Raw genomic sequence first — 18,635 nt, 5'->3', positions numbered from 1 at the left:
CAGACCCTACTGGAACGCCGTCTCGAAGAAGCTTCTGAGCTTGCGCGAATGCAGCCGTTCCGGCGGCATGGCGCCGAGCTTTTCGAGGGCTGCAATGCCGATCTTCAGGTGCTGGCTGACCTGCGTCTTGTAGAATGCGGTCGCCATGCCCGGCAGCTTCAATTCGCCATGCAGCGGCTTGTCGGACACGCAGAGCAGCGTGCCGTAGGGCACGCGGAAGCGGAAGCCGTTGGCGGCGATCGTCGCCGATTCCATGTCGAGCGCGATCGCCCGCGACTGCGACAGCCGCTTGACCGGGCCGGCCTGGTCGCGCAGTTCCCAGTTGCGGTTGTCGATGGTGGCGACCGTACCGGTGCGCATGATGCGCTTCAGCTCGAAGCCCTCGTAGCCGGTCACTTCCTCGACGGCTTCTTCCAGCGCCAGCTGCACTTCGGCGAGCGCCGGGATCGGCACCCAGACCGGCAGGTCGTCGTCGAGCACGTGATCCTCGCGCACATAGGCATGCGCCAGCACATAGTCGCCGAGCCGCTGCGAGTTCCTGAGGCCCGCGCAATGGCCGAGCATCAGCCAGGCGTGCGGGCGAAGCACGGCGATGTGGTCGGTGATCGTCTTGGCGTTGGAGGGGCCGACGCCGATATTGACCATGGTGATGCCGGCATGGCCCTTCTTCTTCAGGTGATAGGTCGGCATCTGCGGCAGCCGGCCGGGCGGGCTACCCTCGCTCGGCTCGCTCTGGCCGGGCAGGGTGACGACATTGCCGGGCTCGACGAAGGCAGTGTAGCCGCCGCCGCCATCGGCCATCAGCTTGCGCGCCATGGCGCAGAACTCGTCCATGTAGAACTGGTAGTTGGTAAACAGCACGAAGTTCTGGAAATGCTTCGGGCTGGTCGCCGTGTAATGCGCCAGCCGGGCCAGCGAATAGTCGATGCGCTGGGCGGTGAACGGGGCGAGCGGCAGCGGTTCCCCCGGCGCCGGCTCATATTCGCCGTTGGCGATCAGGTCGTCTGTGGTGTTGAGATCCGGCGTGTCGAAGATGTCGCGCAGCAGGATGTCGGCCATGGCCGGCGTCGCTTCCACATAGCTGTCCTCGCCGAAGGCGAAGTGCAGCGGGATCGGTGTCGCCGATTCCGAGATCGTCACCGGCACGCCGTGGTTCTTCATCAGCAGGCCGAGCTGCTGCTTCAGGTAATAACGAAACAGCTCCGGCCGGGTGACGGTGGTGGTGTAGACGCCGGGTGCCGTCACGTGGCCGTAGGAGAGGCGCGAATCCACATGGCCGAAGCTCGTCGTCTCGATCGACACCTGCGGATAGCAGGCGCGGAAGCGGCCCTGCAGCACGCCGCTTTCGGCGAGTGCGGCGAACGCGCCTGTCAGGAAGCGGGTGTTGCGTTCGTAAAGCTCGGAAAGCCTTTCGACGGCCTCCGTCGGATCATCGACGGTCAACGGCTCGAACGGCGGGGGCGTCAGAATATGGGAGACGGACATGGGAGAGATTCGCTTGTTCATGCGCCATTATAGATTGGCCTTGGTGACAAGCAAACGGCAGCAAACAGCTGCCGTCGAAATTTCGTTTCGGATTTAGCGGATGACCGGCCGGCAACCGATATCGTCGCTGAAGATGCAGGAGGCCGAGGTGCCTGCCTGATGGACGAAGCCGCGGCGGGATCCGTTTTCGACGGCCATGGAGAACAGCATCGCGAAGACTGCTGCAACAAGTCCGATAATCGTCATGCGTCTAGCCAGGATCATTGTTTTGCCCCTTCCAATGTGTTGACGCAGTTACAATGACCGAACCCGTCTGAATGGGCCCTGAGACCGGCATTCATCTGGAATTCAGCTTTATTAACACCCTTGAAAGGCAGGGAAACTTTATCCTGCCAGCGGAATGGGACCAATTTTGGGGGAGATTGTGATCATGCGCATGTACACGGGTGAACGGCACGGCGCCTGAACCGCATAAGAAAGGCGGCAGGCCGAGTGGCCCGCCGCCTTTTGCAGGGATCAGATTTTCGGGATCAGAGCCGCGTCCAGGTCTGCGACTTGCAGAGGATCTTCAGCACGCACCCCTTCATCTTCAAGGCCGCGCCGGAGACGGTGCCGTAGCCGGTATAGGTCTTGTCGTCCTTCGGGTCGGTGATCTGGCCGGAATAGTCCGCGCCGCTGCCGCTCATCTTGCCGATGCGCTTGCCGGCGAACTCGCCGGTCTTCAGCGTCACGCAGAACGCCCCGCCGCACGAGCTGATCTCGGCGGTTTCGCCGCTCGCCGTCTTCCACTTGCCGTCGATCGGTTCGCCCGCATGGGCCGTGGCCGAGGCGAGCGCAATGGCTGCCGCAGCCAGAAGTGTCTTGAATGCCATGGATCCTCCAATCCCGTTTCACCGCCGGGCACGTCCGGCCGGTGCTTCTCTCCTCCAGGGAACAGGCCGGCGCCAAACCCGCATGTTCCGGCACTGAAATTATCTTACCAACACGTAAAGGTAAATAGGCAATTCGGCCGGATTTCCTGGCCGCGGCAACGCCATTTGCGGCGGACGCTTCCGTGCCAATTCGTGCCTTGGTTATTAAAGGGTTGAGGCGGGCGCGTAAAATTTTCGTAAAATTCGAAGCAAATGCGAATGAATTCAAGCACTCCCGTGGTTAATGGAAATCGCCGTTTACCGGCTGTTTGGATTTTGTTTGCGGGCCATTAATCATGCAGCTTAAGCGCCTGTTGAAAGCCGTCGGCGATAGTTGGCTCATCAAACGAGCGGGGAAAACCCGGCCGGTCCTGACCGGTTCCGCGAAGGAAAGACAAAGCGGAGCCTCTCGGGCATGCCTCTCAAAAAACAGGGGCAAGACATGGCAACTGAGACAGGCAAAACAGGAACTTGACCAATGGCACGCTTTGAAATCAATCCGGTTGAAATGGCCACGATGGGTGGCGAAACCAAGGCCGACGTCTTCTGCGAAATGGGCCTCATGTATGCAACGGGCCGCGGCTGCGGCATCGACCTCGTCGCCGCCCACAAATGGCTCAACATCGCCGCCATCAAGGGCTGCGAACGCGCCGCCGAACTGCGCCAGGACGTCGCCGCGACGATGTCCAAGCTCGAGCTCGCCGAAGCGCTCCGCGCCGCCCGCGAATGGATGACGATGCACTAATTCAACGGCTTGGGGCCCTTCGCTGAATCAACTCGCGAGGGCCTTGAATCGAATTCTCCGCCGCAACCCGGCGGAAAAACCTCGACAAGAGGGGGACAGGCGGGGGCCTTTTGGACGGGGCAGACGCCACTTGAGAAAACCGCGACCGGCAGGAACAAGGCCGGCGCGGTTTTTTGTTTTTTTGGGGGGGGGGATTAAAGGGTGCTAGGAGCTGACTGGTGGGTTCTGGCAATCAGAATTGGTAGTCCGCAGTTATCGCGACGGCAAAATGGGCCTGCCATTCAAGCTGAAGTTAAAGATTCGTCGATTTTGCGACATCTTAATCAGCGCTTCCTCGTCGTCTAATCGTTTGCCATTTATATCGGTCGCAGCAATACAAGAGTTGCTGATCGAGCAATTGTGAAAATTCAGAACTCCGAAACATCGCGCATCGAAAAATGTCTCAGCGAAAGTGCAAGACTCAAAAGACACGTCCCCTAAAACGGCCTCCTCAAACCGAATTCTCGAAAGGTCGTAGTTGACCAAGCGCACCTGATGCAGGTGGATACCACGCAGAGCCAAGCCCTCGTCGTCATGCTCCAGTTCGAGCCATCGCCGCCTCCTCTCCGTTCGAGCGACCGCCGACAGAGCCGCCATGACAACGAAGTCGGTGCATGGGAACGTAGCGGGGTCGCAAGTACAGCCTTTCCTATAAGCCGCCCCCGTTGCGGCCGCGCAACGCTCCAGCAAGAACTGGCGAAGCGTCCTAATCACAGGCTCTTGGAATTCTTGATGATCTTCTCGGGCGACTACGGACAACAATTCGATACCGCCAAGTTTGGAACTGTCGGCCGCGGCACCCAACAACTCGACTCCCTTTTGATAACGATTGGCGACGGCCGCGCGCTGATTCACCCGGTAACTTCGCAGGGCAAGAAATGCTGCGGTGATCGCAATCAGCGTTGTCATCAAACCAATGATGAGATCGTAGATGCTCTTGGAACCGATCCAAAACGCATAGGCGTTTTTCCCGTCTGGGCTGGCGAGCCAGTTCCGAGCTTCTTCAAGAGTTGAGAGCGCAGCAGTCATGAGAATTATTGCAGACATTGCAAACAAGATAACTATAAACCAATCCGTGCTCCGCCGTTGCCTATAGGTAGTTAACGCATGCATCCGCTCTCCTGCTAACAGCACCGCAACAATGCTTCTGCGGTATGTTCGATGAAACATTCTTGAGAATTTTCTGCGCAACTTTGGCAACCTTTCAGTCATATCTGCACCAATACAACTACTTGGCCTGCCTAACAAACGGCATGTGGCGTTGGTTATGATGCGCATTGCTCGTTAGATGTCATTTTTGACAAGGCAGGCCCCAACGCTGTGGCTGTTTTTGGGTCTCCGATCGAGGAACCCGAATGACCGACATGAGGGCGCAAACCCGCCATTCCCCGTCTTCCCGCACCCTCATGATCCAATCGCTCCCCTCGAAGTTCCAGCGCCACCTCCACAGCCATGAAGCGCTCGCGGTCCATGCCCGCTTCGAACCGTTCGTCGCTGCCCCGGCCATGTCTGATCTGAAAGGCCAATGGCATCCGGCGTGGCAGAAGCGTTGAAAAGGGGAGGCGGGCCCTTCCGGACCGGGACCGGGGCCGTTGTTCACGCGCCAACTCGGCAAGCCTCGGAATTCCCTGCGAAAACACCCGCGTCATTCACGAAGCGTGAAGCGCATTGGCTGCCGTTCACGAATGGGGGCTGCAGCCTGCGTAAGCGGGTTTGATGCCCTGGGGATCGCGGTGTTTGACGGGCTTCATTCAACAATGGAGACCAGAATATGAACGCCGACATACTCCCCTATCTGCCGCTCGCCGCTTGCTTTTTTCACCTGATCGAGGAGTTCGCATGGCCCGGCGGCTTCGGGCGGTGGTACGCCGAATATCGCCCGGAAATCGCAAAAAGCCTGACGGTCGGTTTTCTCGTGCGCATCAATGCGGTCATGGTCGCCGTCGCGATATGGATCGCATGGCGCGGCACGACGGCTGAAGGCTACCTCTCGGCCTGGGTTGTCCTCGCCGCAATCCTGATGAGCAACGCATTCTTCCACCTGCGGGCGGTCTGGATCATGCGCCGCTATTCTCCGGGCGTGGTGACCGGAACGCTTCTCTATCTGCCGCTCTATTTTGCCGGCGTGCCCGTCCTCGTCAGCCACGGCATGGCAACCACGACGCAGGTCGTCTTCTCGACCGCGCTTGGCCTTTGCTACCCGCTCTGGTCGCTCACAAACCATCGCCGGCGGGCCCGGGCAGGCTGAAAGGGGGTTGTCTTTCGGTTGTTTGACAGTTTGCAACGAGAGAGGGCTTCCGGTCTTCGAGCCCGGAGACCTCCGATGTCCGGATCGGTGTGCAAGGCAGTCGATCGAAGTCCTAATCCTCCCGCACCTTCAAAATCCGGTCGATCAGCCCCCATTCCAGCGCCTCCTCGGCGGTCATGAAGCGGTCGCGGTCCATGCCGGCTTCGAACTCTTCGTAGCTGCGCTTGCAGTGTTCGGAATAGAGCCGCGTCATGCGGTGCTTGGTGCGGCGGATTTCGTCGGCGTGGATCAGCATGTCGGAGGCCTGGCCCTGGAAGCCGCCGGAGGGCTGGTGGATGAGGATGCTGGCATTCGGCAGCGCCGCGCGCTCGCCGGGCGCGCCGGCCATCAGCAGGAAGGAGCCCATGGAGCGGGCCGTGCCCATGCAGAGCGTGTGTACCGGCGCGCGGATATATTGCATCGTGTCGTACATGGCGAGCCCGCTGGTCACCACGCCGCCCGGCGAATTGATGTAGAGGTGGATCGGCCGCTTCGGGTTTTCGGATTCGAGCAGCAGGAGCTGCGCGCAGACCAGCGCCGCGACGGCGTCGTTGACCTCTCCGTTTAAAAAGATGATCCGCTCGCGCAGCAGGCGGGAATAGATGTCGAACGACCGCTCGCCGCGGCTCGATTGTTCGACCACCATGGGGACGAGTTGCATCGCTTCGCGCATCGGCGAACTCCAATCATGTCTGGTTTTGGGAAGGGGTTGGGGGCTTAGGCCCGTCAGGCGGCGAGCATCAGCATCGGGCCGTCATCGTTGGCCGCCGCCCGCCTGAGCCGTTCCAGGCTCTCGGCCGTCAGCTGCTGGATGATCTGCAGTGAGGTGCCGCCGGCGAGGTCGGGCGTGATGCGGAAGGTGACGTCGCTTTCGAGGAAGGGCGGGACGCCGTCGCGCAGCCGGTAGCGCACCTCGCGGCCGGGCACGATCGTCGTGCCGTCCTCCCCGGAAAGTGCTCCGTCCGGCAGCCAGCGCCGGCGAAATTCCGCCAGGCTGATGGCGCGCCAGACCTTTTCCGGCGGCGCGTCGAGCGCGTAGTCGAGGCGGAGGGGGGCGGTCTTGTCTGTCGTGGCGTCCGTCATTGGTCCATGTCCTTCAGGAGATCTTTCAGCGCATCGATGCGGGCGGGCCAGTAGGCCCGGTATCTTGAAAGCCATTGCGCGATCGCCGCCAGCCCGTCCGGGTCGACCTCGTAATGGACGAAGCGGCCCTGCCGCTCCTCGCGCACGAGCCCCGCGTCGCGCAGCGCGGAGAGGTGCTGCGACATCGCCGGCTGGCTGATCGTCATGCCCTCGCGCAGAGCGCTGGCATTCTGCCGACCGGCGGCCAGCTTCTCGAAAATCGTGCGGCGGGTCGGGTCGGCGAGCGCCCGGAAGATATCGTTCTCGATCATGCATAATACATAAGTCGATACTTATTCGATTCGCAAGAGGCAATGCGGGATTTTTTGATGTCCGCCGCGCCGGGCCGCCGTTAGAGCGCGGCGTCGGCACGCTGGCAGATGGCCTCCGCCATCTCGTCGCCAAGCCGGTTGTGGGAGCCCGTGCTGCGGACAAGAGCGATTTCCACCGCGTCGAGCGCCGGCAGGCCGTCGGCCTCGGTCAGCTGCGCGACGCTTGGCGGCGCCGACATGCGCGCCACGCTGGCCACCGCCAGCCCGGCCTCGACGACCGTCAACAGCGCCGACTGGCTGACATTCTCGTAAGCCGCACGAAACGGGATGTTGCTGCGCGTCAGCGCCGCCAGCACCACATGCCGCGCCTGGCTGCCGGGCTCGAACAGGGCGACGGGCAGCGGCCGCCGCTCCAGCGCCACGCGGTCATGCGAGGCGATCCAGATCATCGGCTCGCGCCGCAAAAGCTGTCCCTCGACGCCGCGCGAGCGGGTGACGACAGCCAGATCGATCTCGCCGTTTCGAACCTGCGGAACGAGCACCGTCGACTGCGCGCAGACGACCTTGATCTCCACCTTGGGAAAGGAAAGGCTGAAGCGCCTGAGCACCGGCGGCAGGATGTTGGCGACGTAGTCTTCCGGCGCGCCGATGCGGATCGAGCCCGCCACGTCCGGCTTGCGGAAGGCCTCCACCGCCTCGTCATGCAGCCGCAGAATGCGCCGCGCATGCGCCTCCATCTGCTCGCCGGCCCGCGTCAGCGCCAGGTTGCGGGTGTCGCGGACAAAGAGCAGCGTGCCCACCTCCGCCTCCAGCCGGGCGATCTGGCTGGAGATCGTCGCCGGTGACCGGTTCACGCTTTGCGCCGCACGGGCAAAGCTCATCGTGTCGACGCAGGCGACGAACGTGCGGAGCAGGACATGGTCGAGCTGCATGATTGCCTCGAAAAGCTGAATAATCCCGTCAGACTATATTGATTGTGAAACGAATCAACGGCGCTAGGATTTTCATCGGCAGCAGGCAGAAGGAGAGGCCGATGATCACCCGCCAGACGCAAGGCATTCTCGGCGTCATGGCCGCGCAGACGCTGCTCGGTACGCTCGGCGTCTGCGTGGTCGAAAGCGGCGCCGATCCCATCTCCGTCACCTTCTACCGCTGCCTGATCGGCGGTCTGGCGCTGGCGCTGCATGCGGCCTGGCGCGGCCGGCTGACGGCGCTCCTGCGCCTGCCGGGAAAAGTGCTCGCCCTGGCTTGCGCCAGCGGCCTGTTGATGGTCGGCAACTGGGTGCTGTTCTTCACGGCGATCCAGCACATCGGCATTGCCGTGTCGACCATCGTCTTTCACGTCCAGCCCCTGATCGTGGTGCTTCTCGGCGCACTCTTCTTCCGCGAGCGGCTGCATTTGGCGACATGCGCGTGGATCGTTCTGGCGTTGGCCGGGCTGGTGCTGGCGACGGATATCGGCGATGGCGGCGTCCTGCCGGGCGGATCCTATCTGCTCGGCCTTGCCTGCGCGCTCGGCGGCGCGCTCCTCTATGCGCTGGTGACGCTGATCGCCAAGGGGCTGAAAGGCATGAACGCGCCGCAGCTGGTCACAGTCCAGTGCCTCTGCGGCACGCTACTGCTGTTCGCCGCCGCGCCCCTCGGCCCAATGCAGGTGACATCCGGCCAGTGGGGCTGGTTCCTGCTGATCGGCCTGGTGCATACGGGCGGGGTCTATGTCCTGCTTTACGGCGCGCTGCCGAAGCTTTCGACATCGCTCGCGGCCGTCCTCCTGTTTCTCTATCCGGTCAGCGCCATCATGGCTGATGCCGTCGTCTATGGCCGCCATCTGGTGCCGGTGCAGTATGCCGGCTTTGCCGCCATCCTGATCGCCAGCCTCGGCGTCACACTACGCTGGGGCGTCCGCACCGCCGTGCCGGCCCCGGCGGCGTAGCGCCGGCGGATCGGGCATCGGCGCGAAACTCCCCATTGCCAAGGAAAAGCCGGGCGCAGTATGTCTGGTCATCGCCATCATGCCGCGTCAGACCCGCGCCACCAGGAGCCTGTCGAATTGGAAATGCTGCATACCTCTGAGGCTCCGCTGTTTCTCGGCATCGATACCGGCGGCACCTATACCGATGCCGTTCTCTGGTCGGAGGCGACCGGCATCGTCGCCAAGGCCAAGGCGCTGACGACCCGCCATGACCTCGCCATCGGCATTTCGAACGCCGTCGAGGCCGTGCTGGACCAGTCCCGCTGTCCGCCGCATCAGATCCGCCTCGTGTCGATCTCGACGACGCTCGCCACCAATGCGCTGGTCGAGGGGCAGGGCGGGCGCGTGGCGCTGGTGCTGATCGGCTTCGGCGAGGCGGAGCTTTCGAAGAATGGGCTGAAGGAGGCTCTGGGCTCCGATCCGCTGGTCGTCTGCCCCGGCGGTCACGATGTCTTCGGCAACGCCCAGCCGCTGGTCATGGATGCGCTGGATGAAGCGCTGCCCTTGCTTGCCGAAACAGTCTCCGGCTTTGCCGTCTGCGGCCAGTTCGCCGTCCGCAATCCCGCCCACGAGATCGCCGTGCGCGACCGGATCGTCGCGGCGACCGGCCTGCCGGTGACGATGAGCCACGAACTGTCGGCCAAGCTCGGTGGCCCGAAGCGGGCGCTGACGACGCTTTTGAACGCCCGGCTGATCTCGATGATCGACCGCCTTGTCGATGCCACCGAAGGCTATCTCGCGACGCGTGGCATCGATGCGCCGCTGATGATCGTGCGCGGCGACGGCGCGCTGATTTCGGCCGCCTCGGCGCGGCTGAAGCCGGTCGAGACGATCCTCTCCGGCCCGGCCGCAAGCCTCGTCGGCGCGCGCCACCTGACCGGCCTCGACGACGCCATCGTCTCCGATATCGGCGGCACCACGACCGATGTCGCCGTCCTCGCCAATGGCCGGCCGCGTCTGAGCCCCGAAGGCGCGACCGTCGGCGGCTACCGCACCATGGTCGAGGCCGTCGCCATGCGCACCTTCGGCCTCGGCGGCGACAGCGAAGTTGCGATGGAGCAGGGCGGCCTGAAGCCGAAGCTGCTTCTCGGCCCGCGCCGCATCGTGCCGCTGTCGCTTGCCGCGCACCTGCATGGCGAGGTGGTCACCGCGGTGCTCGAGCGGCAGCTGCGTGCCGCCGGCAATGGTCGTCACGACGGACGCTTTGCGGTGAGAACCGGCGTTCCCGCCCGCCTCGCCGCCGGTCTGTCGCAGAGCGAGAGCGCGGTCTACGCGAAGATCGGCGACGTGCCGCAGCCGCTCGAAACGCTGCTCGCCTATTCGGCGCAGACGGCGGTGCTCTCACGGCTCGTCGCCCGCGGGTTGGTCCACATCGTCGGCTTCACGCCATCCGACGCCGCCCATGCGCTCGGCCTGCAGTCGATCTGGAATTCAGAAGCCGCGAAGATGGGCGCGGAACTCTTCTGTCGCCAGAAGGACGGGCGCGGCCAGCCGCTGGCGGCGTCCGGAGAGGTCTTCGCCGGGCTGGTTCTAAAGCAGCTGACACGGCTTTCGGCGGAAGTCATCTTCGAGACGGCGTTCGGTGAGGACGGGCTTGATGGTGCGGCCATGGTCGCAAGCCAGTTGGTGCAGCGCGCCATCGACCGGGTTCCGGGTGTCGCGAAAATCTCGGTCTCACTCGACCGGCCGGTAATCGGCCTCGGCGCGTCGGCCGGCCTGCATTACCGCCACTTGCCGGCGCTTGTCGGCGGCGACTGCATCGTGCCGGAGGATGCGGACGTGGCCAATGCACTCGGCGCGGTCGTCGGCCAGGTGCGCGTCTCGGCGGAAGCGCAGATCAGCCAGCCCGTCGAAGGCCTGTTTCGCGTCATGGGGCCGGACGGCATCGAGGATTTCACGGCAGAGGATCAGGCGCTTGCCGCCGCCGAAGACCGCCTGCGTGCGATCGTCGCCCGACGCGCCGTGGATGCCGGCACGGACGAGGCCGACATTCAGGTGTCAACGGATCTGAAGACGGCGGAGATCGAAGGTCGCCGGTCCTTCATCGAGGCGCATATGGTGGCGACCGCCAGCGGCCGGCCGCGCATCGCGCATCCGGAAGGGGCTAGCTGATCGCTTTCAGCACCTTCGGCAGGGCTTCCGCCAGAAGCGCCATATCGGCCTCGACGCCGCAACTGATGCGGATGCAGCGGTTGAGCGGCGCGACGCCCGGCATGCGGATGAAGACGCCATGCTCCATCAGCCCGTCGACGATGGCGCGCGAATAGGTGCCGTCGCGGCCGCAGTCGATGGCGACGAAATTCGTGGCCGAGGGCAGGGCGGAAAGGCCGTTGTCGCCGGCGATCCGGGTGATTTCGGCGCGCGATGCGGCGATACGGCCGATCACCTCACGCAGATAGGCCTGGTCGGCCAGCGCCGCGAGGGCGGCTTCGGTGGCCAGCTTGTTCATGCCGAAATGGTTGCGGATCTTGTCGAAGGCCTGCGCCGTGCCCGGCGTCGTGATCGCATAGCCGATGCGCATGCCGGCAAGTCCGTAGGCCTTGGAGAATGTGCGCGTGCGGATGACGTTCGGCAGGTCGATCAGCGCCTCTATCGGCGGAATGCTGCCCGCAGGCGCCGTCTCGCTATAGGCCTCGTCCAGCACCAGAAGCGTGGTCTCCGGCAGGGCCTTCGCGAAGGCGACGATGCTGTCGGCATCCCACCAGCTGCCCATCGGATTGTCCGGATTGGCGAAGTAGACAAGCGGCGCGTTCTCACGGCGCACGGCGTCGAGCAGCGCATCGAGGTCCTCGCGGTCGTCGCGATAGGGAACGGTGACCAGCCGGCCGCCGAAGCCTGCGACATGGAAGTTGAAGGTCGGGTAGGCACCGAACGATGTGACGACCGGCATGCCTTTCTCGATGACGAGCCGGACGATGTGGCCGAGCAGGCTGTCGATGCCTTCGCCGATGGCGATGTTCCCTGCCTTCGTGCCGAGGAAGCCGGCCAGCGCCGTCTTCAGCGCGAAGTTTTCCGGGTCGTTGTAGGTCCAGACCGACGGCGCATGCTCGCGCATGGCGGCGATGACGGAGGGCGCCGGGCCGAAGCCGCTTTCATTGGCGCCGATGCGCGCCTTCACCCTCAGTCCGCGGTTGCGCTCGATGGCTTCCGGGCCGACGAAAGGCACGGTTGCGGGCAGGCTCTCGATCAGCGGTGTGAAGCGCGAAAAGGCGGACATGATTTCAAGTGTTTCCCGGAATTTTGTCGTTGCGCCAACAATAGGGGCAAATCTGGCCGGCGCAAGCCGGCGTCGGTCGCCTCGCAGGCGTGACGCCGGGAATTGTGACAGGACGGAAGCTGGGATCAGAAGGCGTGGAAGGTCAGCGTCGTCAGCGTCCGCTCGACATGGGCGATATCCTGGAAGATATCGTTGACGTAGCGGCCGACGTCATGGCCGTCGGGAACATAGATCTTGGCGATCAGATCATAGTCGCCGCTGGTCGAATAGAGCTCAGAGACGACCTCTTTCTCGTAGATTCGGTCGGCGACGGAGTAGGTCTGGCCGGGCTTGCAGCGGACCTGAACGAAGATGCAATCCATGGTTCCTCCGGAGGGCGCGGCCGAAGCGACCTGCGCCGGAAACGATGACGGGCCGGGTCGGCGTCCTTCGGACTCACTCGGCGGTTCGGCCGACTTTAGAGAATTAGAGTGGGAAATGAAACGCCGGACGGGCCGCTCAGTTGCGATACTTGTCGGCGGCGTTGCGGAAGTCGGTGTGGATGATCTCGCTCAATAGCAGGTCGGAGATCGGCTGGATGAATTTCACGCCGACGCGCTCTCCCTGCCGGTAGACCTCGGCGCAGCCGATGCGGTTCGAAAGGCCGATGATGTTGAGGTAGTAGTGTGGCGGCAGGCCGTGCAGTCCGTCCATGACGAGACCCGCGCCGCCGCGCGAGATGTCGACGACGTGACAGCTGCGCGTGAAGGTCTTGCGCAAGCCGATGTCGACGGCGGTGATCCGCGCCGGACGCTTCACCTGGAAGCGCTCCCATTGCCGCTCGTAAAAGTCGGACTTCACGAACGAGAGGTGTGATGATCCACCAGCAGCCATAGAGTTCCTCAAAGGGTTTGCGTCAGAGAAAGATGCTGCCATGCAACAATTGCCGTGACCTCAACGAAACCCCTAAACTTTTACGGGCTCCCGAGATATCGGGATGCAAAGTGTGCGAAAGTGGCAAGCTTGCCCTTCAGCCGCCGGAAATGGCGGTGAGGATGAAGACGTCGCTGCCGGGCGCGAGCGTCGTCTTCAGCGTCGCCCGCTCGCCATCGACGAAGATGGCCATGTGCTTGCGGATGGCGGGGCGGGAATCGCGGATGAAGCCGCCCATGCCGGGCCAGGCCTCCTCCAGCCGGTCGATAAGCTCCCGGACGTTGGCCGCCTCGACATCGAAGCGGCGGGGTGCGCCGGGAAAGAGATCGGCGAGCGACGCGGGCAGCACGACATGGACGGTCGTGTCAGTCGACGACATAGGTCTCGACCGAATGGACGACCGGCAGGTTGTCGAAGATCTTCCTCCAGCTGTCGCCTTCATCCGTGCTGGCATAGAGTTCGCCGGTATTGGTGCCGAAATAGACGCCGGCCGGTTCCAGCCGATCCGTCGCCATCGCCTGGCGCAGCGCGTTGAAGAAGCAGTTTTCCTGCGGCAGGCCGTTGCGCAGCGCCTCCCATGTCTTGCCGGCGTCGCGGGTGCGCCAGACGGCGGCCTTGCCGTCTGGCACGTAGCGGCCCTGTTCGGCGCCGTTGAGCGGAATGAGGTAGAGCGCGTCCGGATCGCGCGGATGCACCGCCGCCGGGAAGCCGAAGGAGGAGGGCAGCCCGTCCTCGATGCTGGTCCATGCGGCATCGCCGTCGTCGCAGCGATACATGCCGCAATGGTTCTGCTGGTAGAGCCGGTCCGGCTTGCCGGGCGCCATGATCAGACAGTGCACGCACTGGCCGGTTTCCGGGTAGCGCTGGTCTTCCGGCATGAAATCGGCGCGGGTTCCCTTGTTCTGTGCGACCCAGGTCTTGCCGCCGTCCTCGGTGTAGAACACGCCGGCTGCCGAGATCGCCACCCAGATACGGTTCGGATCGTCGGGATGGGGAACGAGCGAGTGCAGGATCAGGCCGCCGGCGCCGGGCATCCATGTCGGTCGCGACGGATGCTCCTGCAGGCCTTCCACATGGGCGAAAGTCTTGCCGCCGTCGCCGCTTCGAAAAAGACCGGCGGGCTCAACACCCGCATGCAGCGCGCCATGGGCGGCAGCGAGGCTCCAGACCGATTTGACCGGATCCTGGCCCTCCGGATAGGCGAAGCCCTGGTTGGAGTGCGTCCACGTCTTGCCGCGGTCGGAGGTCTGCCAGACCGCCGGTCCGAACCATTCATTGCCACCGCCGGCATAGATCGTGCCGGTCGCCGGGTCGGCAATCACGTGGTTGATCGGCCAGGCGTCGCAGAAGGGACCGGCAAGCGTCCAGTCGCGCCGGGCCGCGTCGCTGGTGGCGATAAACGCACCCTTGCGGGTGCCGATGAGAAGCATGACGGTCGCGGGCATGTGGCGCATCCTCCCAAATGAGCTCATCGGGAAATGCTAGCCAAGAAAAACGGCAATTGAAATGACGATTTGGCGGTCGTCATATTCAAATTGCCGTTTTTCCTTCAGGATTTAATTTTGCAATTTAAATAGAAATTTTGTGGTTATTTCTTTTCGACGGAGATGCCGCCCTTGCCGATGCTGAGCTCGACGCCTTCGGGCTGACGCTCCTTGTCGTAGATATAATAGGCCATTCCGGCCACGACGACGACAAGAGCGCCGACGACGAAATAAAGAACATTGTTCGTGGATCGCATTCAAACCCCCAGAGTAAATTCAACTAGCCAAGCCAAACGCATGACCCCGGCATTTGTTCCGCGGGAAATGCAGGAAATTTTGCGGTGCGATAAGAAGCCCCGCTGGTTCTGATCGGCGGGGCTTGCCTGTTCGCGCCTGTGAACGCTCAGGCGTTCACCAGCCACTCGTGTTCCTTCTGGTTGTGGAACTTCCAGACCCGCTTCGGTCCGGCCATCACGTTGAGATAGTAGAGGTCGTAGCCATGGATGGTGGCGCAGGGATGGTAGCCCTTCGGGACCAAGGTCACATCGCCGTCCTCGACCGCCATCGCCTCGTCCAGCGAGCGGTCGTCGGTGTAGACGCGCTGGAAGGCGAAACCCTGCGGCGGGTTGAGTCGGTGGTAATAGGTCTCTTCCAGCATGCTTTCGTTCGGCAGGTCATCCTTGTCGTGCTTGTGCGACGGATAGGACGAGGTGTTGCCGTTCGGGGTGATGACCTCGACGACCAGCAGCGAATGCGCCGAATTGTCGTCTTCCGGCATGATGTTGTTGACGTGGCGGACATTGGAGCCCTTGCCGCGCGTCAGCGCCGGATGCGTGCCGGGCGGGATCAGCTTCGCCTTGTAGTCGCCGCCGCCGGGCGCGGAGCAGACCGCAAGCTCGAGATCGGTCTCGGCCGTCACCGACCAGCTGGAGCCGGCCGGAACGTAGAGCGCGTGCGGCGCGCCTTCAAATGGGCTCATGCGCTCGCCGACCGTGCCGAAATCCTCGCCGGCAGCCTTGGCCTTGCCCTTGCCGGCGACCCAGACGAGGCAGACTTCGCGCGATCCGGTATCGGCGGAGACCGTTTCGCCGGCCTTCAGTCTATGGAGATCGAAGCCGACATAGGTCCAGCCGGCATTTTCCGGCGTCACATGGGTGATGCGGCCTGTGTCGCCCTTCGGCTTGACGAGAAGGTTGGGCATGGTTTTCTCCCTTTCAGTCGCTTTTTCCGGGTTTCGAGCGGCGCGGGCCATGGCGCGCGCCGCCGTCGAATGTCGCTCAGCCCTTCGGGAAACCCTCGGTCTCCACGGTATAGCCGGCGGCGGTCATGACACGCATCAGTTCGGCATGGCCGATCTCGGCCATCTTCTGCGGCGGTGCATTCTTCGGGTCCTGTTCCGCCTCGACGACGAACCAGCCCTCGTAGCCGTAATCGGCGAAGCGCTTGACGATCGCGCCGAAATCGAGCGAACCGTCGCCCGGAACGGTGAAGGCGCCGAGCGCCACCGCATCGAGGAAGGACTGGCGGCTGCGATCAAGACCGTCGACGACCGAGCGGCGGATATCCTTCACATGCACATGGTTGATGCGGGCGTGATGGTTGTCTATGGCGCGCAGCACGTCTCCGCCGGCAAAGGCCAGATGCCCGGCATCGAGCAGCAGCGGAATGCCTTCGCCGGAATGGCGCATGAAGGCGTCGAGTTCCGGCTCGGTCTCGACGACGGCCGCCATGTGGTGGTGGTAGGAGAGCGGCATGCCCTGGTCGGCGCACCATTCGCCGAACTCGGTGACGCGACGGGCGTAGGCCTTCATCTCGTCATCGGCAAGCTTCGGCTTGGTGTCGAGCGGCTTGGAGCGGTCGCCCTGGATCGAGCGGCCGACTTCGCCGTAGACGATGCAGGGTGCGTTGACGGCCTTGAACAGTTCGATCATCGGCGCGATGCGGTCCTTGTTGGCCGCAAGCTCCTCGTCGACCAGTGTGCCGGAGAACCAGCCGCCGCACAGCGTCACGTCGGCGGCTTTCAGGATCGGCAGCATGACGTCGGGATCGTCGGGGAAACGGCGGCCTTTTTCCATACCGGTGAACCCGGCGCTGCGCGACTGGCGCAGGCATTCCTCGAGCGACACGTCGTCGCTCAGGTCCGGAAGGTCGTCGTTCCACCATGCGATGGGAGACATGCCGAGCTTGGCTTTCATCGAAACTCTCCTGAGAGCGGCGGAGACGCGCGTTTCAGAGGCGTCTCCGGACATGGACAATGATCAGAATTGCCGGCCCCGGCTTTTCATCGGGGCTCGAATGGCTCAGCCGAGGCGCTGGGCCGCGCGGGCGGCCTCGTAGCGCTTGCGGGCTTCGTTGACTTCGCTGCGCGGGCTGACTTCGGGGACCGCGACATCCCACCAGTAGCCGCCGTCTTCCGTGGTCGTCAGCGGATCGGTATCGATGACGATTACGGTCGAACGGTCGTTGGCCTCTGATGCCTTCAAGGCTTTTTCAAGGTCGGCGATCGACGACACCTTCACCGCCACGGCGCCCATTGCTTCGGCATGCGCGCGGAAGTCGATATGAGCCGGAACGACGTGGTAGCTGTCGTCGAGCAGATTGTTGAAGTTGGCGCCGCCGGTGCCCATCTGCAGCCGGTTGATGCAGCCGTAGCCGCGATTGTCGAGGAGGACGACCGTGATCTTCTGGCCGATCATCACCGACGTCGCGAGCTCCGAATTCATCATCATGTAGGAGCCGTCACCGACCATCACGACGACATTCATGTCCGGACGCGCCATCTTCGCCCCGAGGCCTCCGGCAAGCTCGTAGCCCATGCAGGAGAAGCCGTATTCCAGGTGATAGCTGCCCGGCGTCGTCGCCGGCCACAGCTTGTGCAGTTCGCCCGGCAGGCCGCCGGCGGCGCAGAGCACCATGGACTTTTCCAGGTCGACGGAACGGCTGACGGCGCCGATGACCTGCGCGTCGGAGGGGAGGCCGGTGCCGGTCTTGAAGTCCGGCGAGAACATCTTGTCGACGCTCGCAAGCCAGGTCTTCTTCTCGTCCGCAGCCTTCTCCGCCAGCGAGGCGGGCGCCTTCCAGTCGCCGAGACCTTCGGAGATCAGCCGCAACCCTTCGCGGGCGTCGGCGATCAGCGGCTGTGCGTCATGCTTGCCGCCGTCGAACGGCGCGACGTTGAGCGACAGGATTTTAAGGTCCTCGTTGCCGAACAGCGCCCATGAACCGGTGGTGAAATCCTGGAAGCGCGTACCGATGCCGATTACGACGTCGCAGTCCTCAGCCAACGCATTGGCGGCAGACGTGCCGGTGACGCCGACCGAGCCGAGCGCCAGCGGATGGCGTTCGTCGATCGCCGACTTGCCCGCCTGGCTGACCGCGACCGGAACGCCGTGCTTTTCGGCGAAGGCGGTGAGTTCCGCGCTGGCGCCGGAATAGAGCACGCCGCCGCCGGCGATGATCACCGGCTTCTTCGCCGCCTTGATCAGCGAAATGGCGCTGGCCAGTTCATCCTGATCGGGCAGGGCGCGGCGGTTTGTCGTCCAGAGGCGTTCCTCGAAGAAACTTGCCGGATAGTCGAAGGCTTCCGCCTGGACGTCCTGGCAGAGCGAGAGCGTGACCGGGCCGCATTCGGCGGGGTCCGTCAGCACCTGCATGGCGCGTCTCAAGGCCGTGATGATCTGCTCCGGGCGGGTGATGCGGTCGAAATAGCGCGATACCGGCTTGAAGGCGTCGGAGGCCGAGATGGTGCCGTCGCCGAAATTCTCGATCTGCTGGAGCACCGGATCCGGCGCGCGGTTGGCGAACACGTCGCCGGGCAGGAAGAGGACGGGCAAACGGTTGACATGTGCAACGCCTGCCGCCGTCACCATGTTCAGCGCGCCCGGGCCGATGGAGGTCGTGCAGGCCATGAAGCGGCGGCGGAACGAGGCCTTGGCGAAGGCGACGGCCGAATGGGCCATGCCCTGTTCGTTATGCGCCCGGTAGGTCGGGAAATCGTTCTTCGCCTGGTAGAGCGCTTCGCCCATGCCGGCGACGTTGCCGTGGCCAAAGATCGCCCAGCAGCCGGCGAAGATCGGCATTTTCACGCCTTCGATCACCGTCATCTGGTTCTGCATGAACTTCACGACGGCCTGGGCCATCGTCAGCCGGATTGTCTTGCCCATCGGGGCCTCCCAAAAATCGTCTTCTT

22 protein-coding genes are annotated in these 18,635 nt (G+C 63.6%); 5 read left to right on the top strand and 17 right to left on the bottom strand.

The annotated features are described in order from the left end of the window. Positions 1 to 6: 6 nt before the first annotated feature. From ACU5AZ_RS04360 to ACU5AZ_RS04350, 3 genes are all read right to left on the bottom strand, one after another. Positions 7 to 1,506 (bottom strand): AMP nucleosidase, encoded by a 1,500-nt coding sequence (locus tag ACU5AZ_RS04360; RefSeq protein ID WP_446824811.1) that lies wholly within the window; start codon positions 1,504 to 1,506, stop codon positions 7 to 9. 72 nt (positions 1,507 to 1,578) lie between these two features. Next, entirely contained in the window at positions 1,579 to 1,731 is a 153-nt protein-coding gene (locus tag ACU5AZ_RS04355) for a hypothetical protein (protein WP_446824810.1), read from the bottom strand. Between the two features lie 284 nt (positions 1,732 to 2,015). Beyond that, complete coding sequence (locus ACU5AZ_RS04350) at positions 2,016 to 2,357, bottom strand: DUF2147 domain-containing protein (protein WP_446824809.1); 342 nt, start codon at positions 2,355 to 2,357, stop codon at positions 2,016 to 2,018. 517 nt (positions 2,358 to 2,874) lie between these two features. On the opposite strand from ACU5AZ_RS04350, the gene ACU5AZ_RS04345 reads away from it, so the two are divergent. After that, positions 2,875 to 3,141 (top strand): sel1 repeat family protein, encoded by a 267-nt coding sequence (locus tag ACU5AZ_RS04345; protein WP_446824808.1) that lies wholly within the window; start codon positions 2,875 to 2,877, stop codon positions 3,139 to 3,141. Positions 3,142 to 3,393: 252 nt separating this feature from the next. Here the strand turns inward: ACU5AZ_RS04345 and ACU5AZ_RS04340 are convergent, their stop codons facing one another. Further along, on the bottom strand, positions 3,394 to 4,209 hold the full coding sequence (locus tag ACU5AZ_RS04340; RefSeq protein WP_446824807.1) for a hypothetical protein: 816 nt from the start codon (positions 4,207 to 4,209) through the stop codon (positions 3,394 to 3,396). A gap of 326 nt (positions 4,210 to 4,535) precedes the next feature. On the opposite strand from ACU5AZ_RS04340, the gene ACU5AZ_RS04335 reads away from it, so the two are divergent. Next, positions 4,536 to 4,733 (top strand): hypothetical protein, encoded by a 198-nt coding sequence (locus ACU5AZ_RS04335; RefSeq protein ID WP_446824806.1) that lies wholly within the window; start codon positions 4,536 to 4,538, stop codon positions 4,731 to 4,733. A gap of 218 nt (positions 4,734 to 4,951) precedes the next feature. After that, on the top strand, positions 4,952 to 5,428 hold the full coding sequence (locus tag ACU5AZ_RS04330; RefSeq protein WP_446824805.1) for an HXXEE domain-containing protein: 477 nt from the start codon (positions 4,952 to 4,954) through the stop codon (positions 5,426 to 5,428). Positions 5,429 to 5,540: 112 nt separating this feature from the next. Here the strand turns inward: ACU5AZ_RS04330 and ACU5AZ_RS04325 are convergent, their stop codons facing one another. From ACU5AZ_RS04325 to ACU5AZ_RS04310, 4 genes are all read right to left on the bottom strand, one after another. Then, positions 5,541 to 6,140: an ATP-dependent Clp protease proteolytic subunit gene (locus ACU5AZ_RS04325; protein ID WP_446824804.1), complete on the bottom strand. Its 600-nt coding sequence runs from the start codon at positions 6,138 to 6,140 to the stop codon at positions 5,541 to 5,543. A 53-nt stretch (positions 6,141 to 6,193) separates the two neighbouring features. After that, positions 6,194 to 6,550 (bottom strand): SRPBCC family protein, encoded by a 357-nt coding sequence (locus ACU5AZ_RS04320; protein WP_446824803.1) that lies wholly within the window; start codon positions 6,548 to 6,550, stop codon positions 6,194 to 6,196. Beyond that, the gene (locus tag ACU5AZ_RS04315) at positions 6,547 to 6,861 is read right to left on the bottom strand and encodes an ArsR/SmtB family transcription factor (RefSeq protein WP_446824802.1); all 315 of its coding nucleotides are present in this window, start codon (positions 6,859 to 6,861) and stop codon (positions 6,547 to 6,549) included. Before ACU5AZ_RS04315 ends, ACU5AZ_RS04320 begins: the two co-directional genes overlap by 4 nt. Positions 6,862 to 6,941: 80 nt before the next feature. Continuing rightward, positions 6,942 to 7,793, bottom strand: a complete 852-nt coding sequence (locus ACU5AZ_RS04310; protein ID WP_446824801.1) for a LysR substrate-binding domain-containing protein — start codon at positions 7,791 to 7,793, stop codon at positions 6,942 to 6,944. A 101-nt stretch (positions 7,794 to 7,894) separates the two neighbouring features. Between ACU5AZ_RS04310 and ACU5AZ_RS04305 the strand changes: the two genes are divergently transcribed. Next, complete coding sequence (locus tag ACU5AZ_RS04305; RefSeq protein ID WP_446824800.1) at positions 7,895 to 8,794, top strand: DMT family transporter; 900 nt, start codon at positions 7,895 to 7,897, stop codon at positions 8,792 to 8,794. Between the two features lie 123 nt (positions 8,795 to 8,917). Then, complete coding sequence (locus ACU5AZ_RS04300; protein WP_446824799.1) at positions 8,918 to 10,945, top strand: hydantoinase/oxoprolinase N-terminal domain-containing protein; 2,028 nt, start codon at positions 8,918 to 8,920, stop codon at positions 10,943 to 10,945. Here ACU5AZ_RS04300 and ACU5AZ_RS04295 read toward each other — a convergent pair. The 9 genes from ACU5AZ_RS04295 to iolD form a co-directional block, all read right to left on the bottom strand. Next, positions 10,938 to 12,050: a pyridoxal phosphate-dependent aminotransferase gene (locus ACU5AZ_RS04295; protein WP_446824798.1), complete on the bottom strand. Its 1,113-nt coding sequence runs from the start codon at positions 12,048 to 12,050 to the stop codon at positions 10,938 to 10,940. The genes ACU5AZ_RS04300 and ACU5AZ_RS04295 overlap by 8 nt on opposite strands. A gap of 125 nt (positions 12,051 to 12,175) precedes the next feature. Further along, entirely contained in the window at positions 12,176 to 12,412 is a 237-nt protein-coding gene (locus tag ACU5AZ_RS04290) for an Lrp/AsnC ligand binding domain-containing protein (RefSeq protein ID WP_446824797.1), read from the bottom strand. Positions 12,413 to 12,548: 136 nt separating this feature from the next. Further along, the gene (locus ACU5AZ_RS04285) at positions 12,549 to 12,923 is read right to left on the bottom strand and encodes a PilZ domain-containing protein (protein ID WP_446824796.1); all 375 of its coding nucleotides are present in this window, start codon (positions 12,921 to 12,923) and stop codon (positions 12,549 to 12,551) included. A gap of 136 nt (positions 12,924 to 13,059) precedes the next feature. After that, on the bottom strand, positions 13,060 to 13,341 hold the full coding sequence (locus tag ACU5AZ_RS04280; protein WP_446824795.1) for a MoaD/ThiS family protein: 282 nt from the start codon (positions 13,339 to 13,341) through the stop codon (positions 13,060 to 13,062). Further along, entirely contained in the window at positions 13,328 to 14,407 is a 1,080-nt protein-coding gene (locus tag ACU5AZ_RS04275) for a WD40/YVTN/BNR-like repeat-containing protein (protein WP_446824794.1), read from the bottom strand. The genes ACU5AZ_RS04280 and ACU5AZ_RS04275 overlap by 14 nt, the downstream gene beginning before the upstream one ends. A 143-nt stretch (positions 14,408 to 14,550) precedes the next feature. Further along, the gene (locus ACU5AZ_RS04270) at positions 14,551 to 14,703 is read right to left on the bottom strand and encodes a hypothetical protein (protein WP_446824793.1); all 153 of its coding nucleotides are present in this window, start codon (positions 14,701 to 14,703) and stop codon (positions 14,551 to 14,553) included. A 146-nt stretch (positions 14,704 to 14,849) separates the two neighbouring features. Beyond that, positions 14,850 to 15,647 carry a 5-deoxy-glucuronate isomerase gene (gene iolB / locus ACU5AZ_RS04265; protein WP_446824792.1) on the bottom strand — a complete coding sequence of 266 codons (798 nt, stop codon included), beginning with the start codon at positions 15,645 to 15,647 and terminating at the stop codon, positions 14,850 to 14,852. 76 nt (positions 15,648 to 15,723) lie between these two features. Beyond that, the gene (gene iolE, locus ACU5AZ_RS04260; RefSeq protein WP_446824791.1) at positions 15,724 to 16,641 is read right to left on the bottom strand and encodes a myo-inosose-2 dehydratase; all 918 of its coding nucleotides are present in this window, start codon (positions 16,639 to 16,641) and stop codon (positions 15,724 to 15,726) included. Between the two features lie 105 nt (positions 16,642 to 16,746). Next, on the bottom strand, positions 16,747 to 18,609 hold the full coding sequence (gene iolD / locus ACU5AZ_RS04255) for a 3D-(3,5/4)-trihydroxycyclohexane-1,2-dione acylhydrolase (decyclizing) (protein WP_446824790.1): 1,863 nt from the start codon (positions 18,607 to 18,609) through the stop codon (positions 16,747 to 16,749). Positions 18,610 to 18,635: the final 26 nt, after the last annotated feature.

The organism is Rhizobium sp. PAMB 3182 (assembly GCF_052908355.1).
The sequence above is the reverse complement of the archived record's forward strand: the minus strand, read 5'-3'. Positions and strand labels throughout refer to the sequence as shown.

What these genes read in the sequence shown, in the direction of transcription:
- ACU5AZ_RS04360 (WP_446824811.1), bottom strand. Translation starts at nt 1,506, where the DNA reads ATGAACAAGCGAATCTCTCCCATGTCCGTCTCCCATATTCTGACGCCC.
- ACU5AZ_RS04355 (WP_446824810.1), bottom strand. Translation starts at nt 1,731, where the DNA reads ATGACGATTATCGGACTTGTTGCAGCAGTCTTCGCGATGCTGTTCTCC.
- ACU5AZ_RS04350 (WP_446824809.1), bottom strand. Translation starts at nt 2,357, where the DNA reads ATGGCATTCAAGACACTTCTGGCTGCGGCAGCCATTGCGCTCGCCTCG.
- ACU5AZ_RS04345 (WP_446824808.1), top strand. Translation starts at nt 2,875, where the DNA reads ATGGCACGCTTTGAAATCAATCCGGTTGAAATGGCCACGATGGGTGGC.
- ACU5AZ_RS04340 (WP_446824807.1), bottom strand. Translation starts at nt 4,209, where the DNA reads ATGACTGCTGCGCTCTCAACTCTTGAAGAAGCTCGGAACTGGCTCGCC.
- ACU5AZ_RS04335 (WP_446824806.1), top strand. Translation starts at nt 4,536, where the DNA reads ATGACCGACATGAGGGCGCAAACCCGCCATTCCCCGTCTTCCCGCACC.
- ACU5AZ_RS04330 (WP_446824805.1), top strand. Translation starts at nt 4,952, where the DNA reads ATGAACGCCGACATACTCCCCTATCTGCCGCTCGCCGCTTGCTTTTTT.
- ACU5AZ_RS04325 (WP_446824804.1), bottom strand. Translation starts at nt 6,140, where the DNA reads ATGCGCGAAGCGATGCAACTCGTCCCCATGGTGGTCGAACAATCGAGC.
- ACU5AZ_RS04320 (WP_446824803.1), bottom strand. Translation starts at nt 6,550, where the DNA reads ATGACGGACGCCACGACAGACAAGACCGCCCCCCTCCGCCTCGACTAC.
- ACU5AZ_RS04315 (WP_446824802.1), bottom strand. Translation starts at nt 6,861, where the DNA reads ATGATCGAGAACGATATCTTCCGGGCGCTCGCCGACCCGACCCGCCGC.
- ACU5AZ_RS04310 (WP_446824801.1), bottom strand. Translation starts at nt 7,793, where the DNA reads ATGCAGCTCGACCATGTCCTGCTCCGCACGTTCGTCGCCTGCGTCGAC.
- ACU5AZ_RS04305 (WP_446824800.1), top strand. Translation starts at nt 7,895, where the DNA reads ATGATCACCCGCCAGACGCAAGGCATTCTCGGCGTCATGGCCGCGCAG.
- ACU5AZ_RS04300 (WP_446824799.1), top strand. Translation starts at nt 8,918, where the DNA reads ATGCTGCATACCTCTGAGGCTCCGCTGTTTCTCGGCATCGATACCGGC.
- ACU5AZ_RS04295 (WP_446824798.1), bottom strand. Translation starts at nt 12,050, where the DNA reads ATGTCCGCCTTTTCGCGCTTCACACCGCTGATCGAGAGCCTGCCCGCA.
- ACU5AZ_RS04290 (WP_446824797.1), bottom strand. Translation starts at nt 12,412, where the DNA reads ATGGATTGCATCTTCGTTCAGGTCCGCTGCAAGCCCGGCCAGACCTAC.
- ACU5AZ_RS04285 (WP_446824796.1), bottom strand. Translation starts at nt 12,923, where the DNA reads ATGGCTGCTGGTGGATCATCACACCTCTCGTTCGTGAAGTCCGACTTT.
- ACU5AZ_RS04280 (WP_446824795.1), bottom strand. Translation starts at nt 13,341, where the DNA reads ATGTCGTCGACTGACACGACCGTCCATGTCGTGCTGCCCGCGTCGCTC.
- ACU5AZ_RS04275 (WP_446824794.1), bottom strand. Translation starts at nt 14,407, where the DNA reads ATGCCCGCGACCGTCATGCTTCTCATCGGCACCCGCAAGGGTGCGTTT.
- ACU5AZ_RS04270 (WP_446824793.1), bottom strand. Translation starts at nt 14,703, where the DNA reads ATGCGATCCACGAACAATGTTCTTTATTTCGTCGTCGGCGCTCTTGTC.
- iolB (WP_446824792.1), bottom strand. Translation starts at nt 15,647, where the DNA reads ATGCCCAACCTTCTCGTCAAGCCGAAGGGCGACACAGGCCGCATCACC.
- iolE (WP_446824791.1), bottom strand. Translation starts at nt 16,641, where the DNA reads ATGAAAGCCAAGCTCGGCATGTCTCCCATCGCATGGTGGAACGACGAC.
- iolD (WP_446824790.1), bottom strand. Translation starts at nt 18,609, where the DNA reads ATGGGCAAGACAATCCGGCTGACGATGGCCCAGGCCGTCGTGAAGTTC.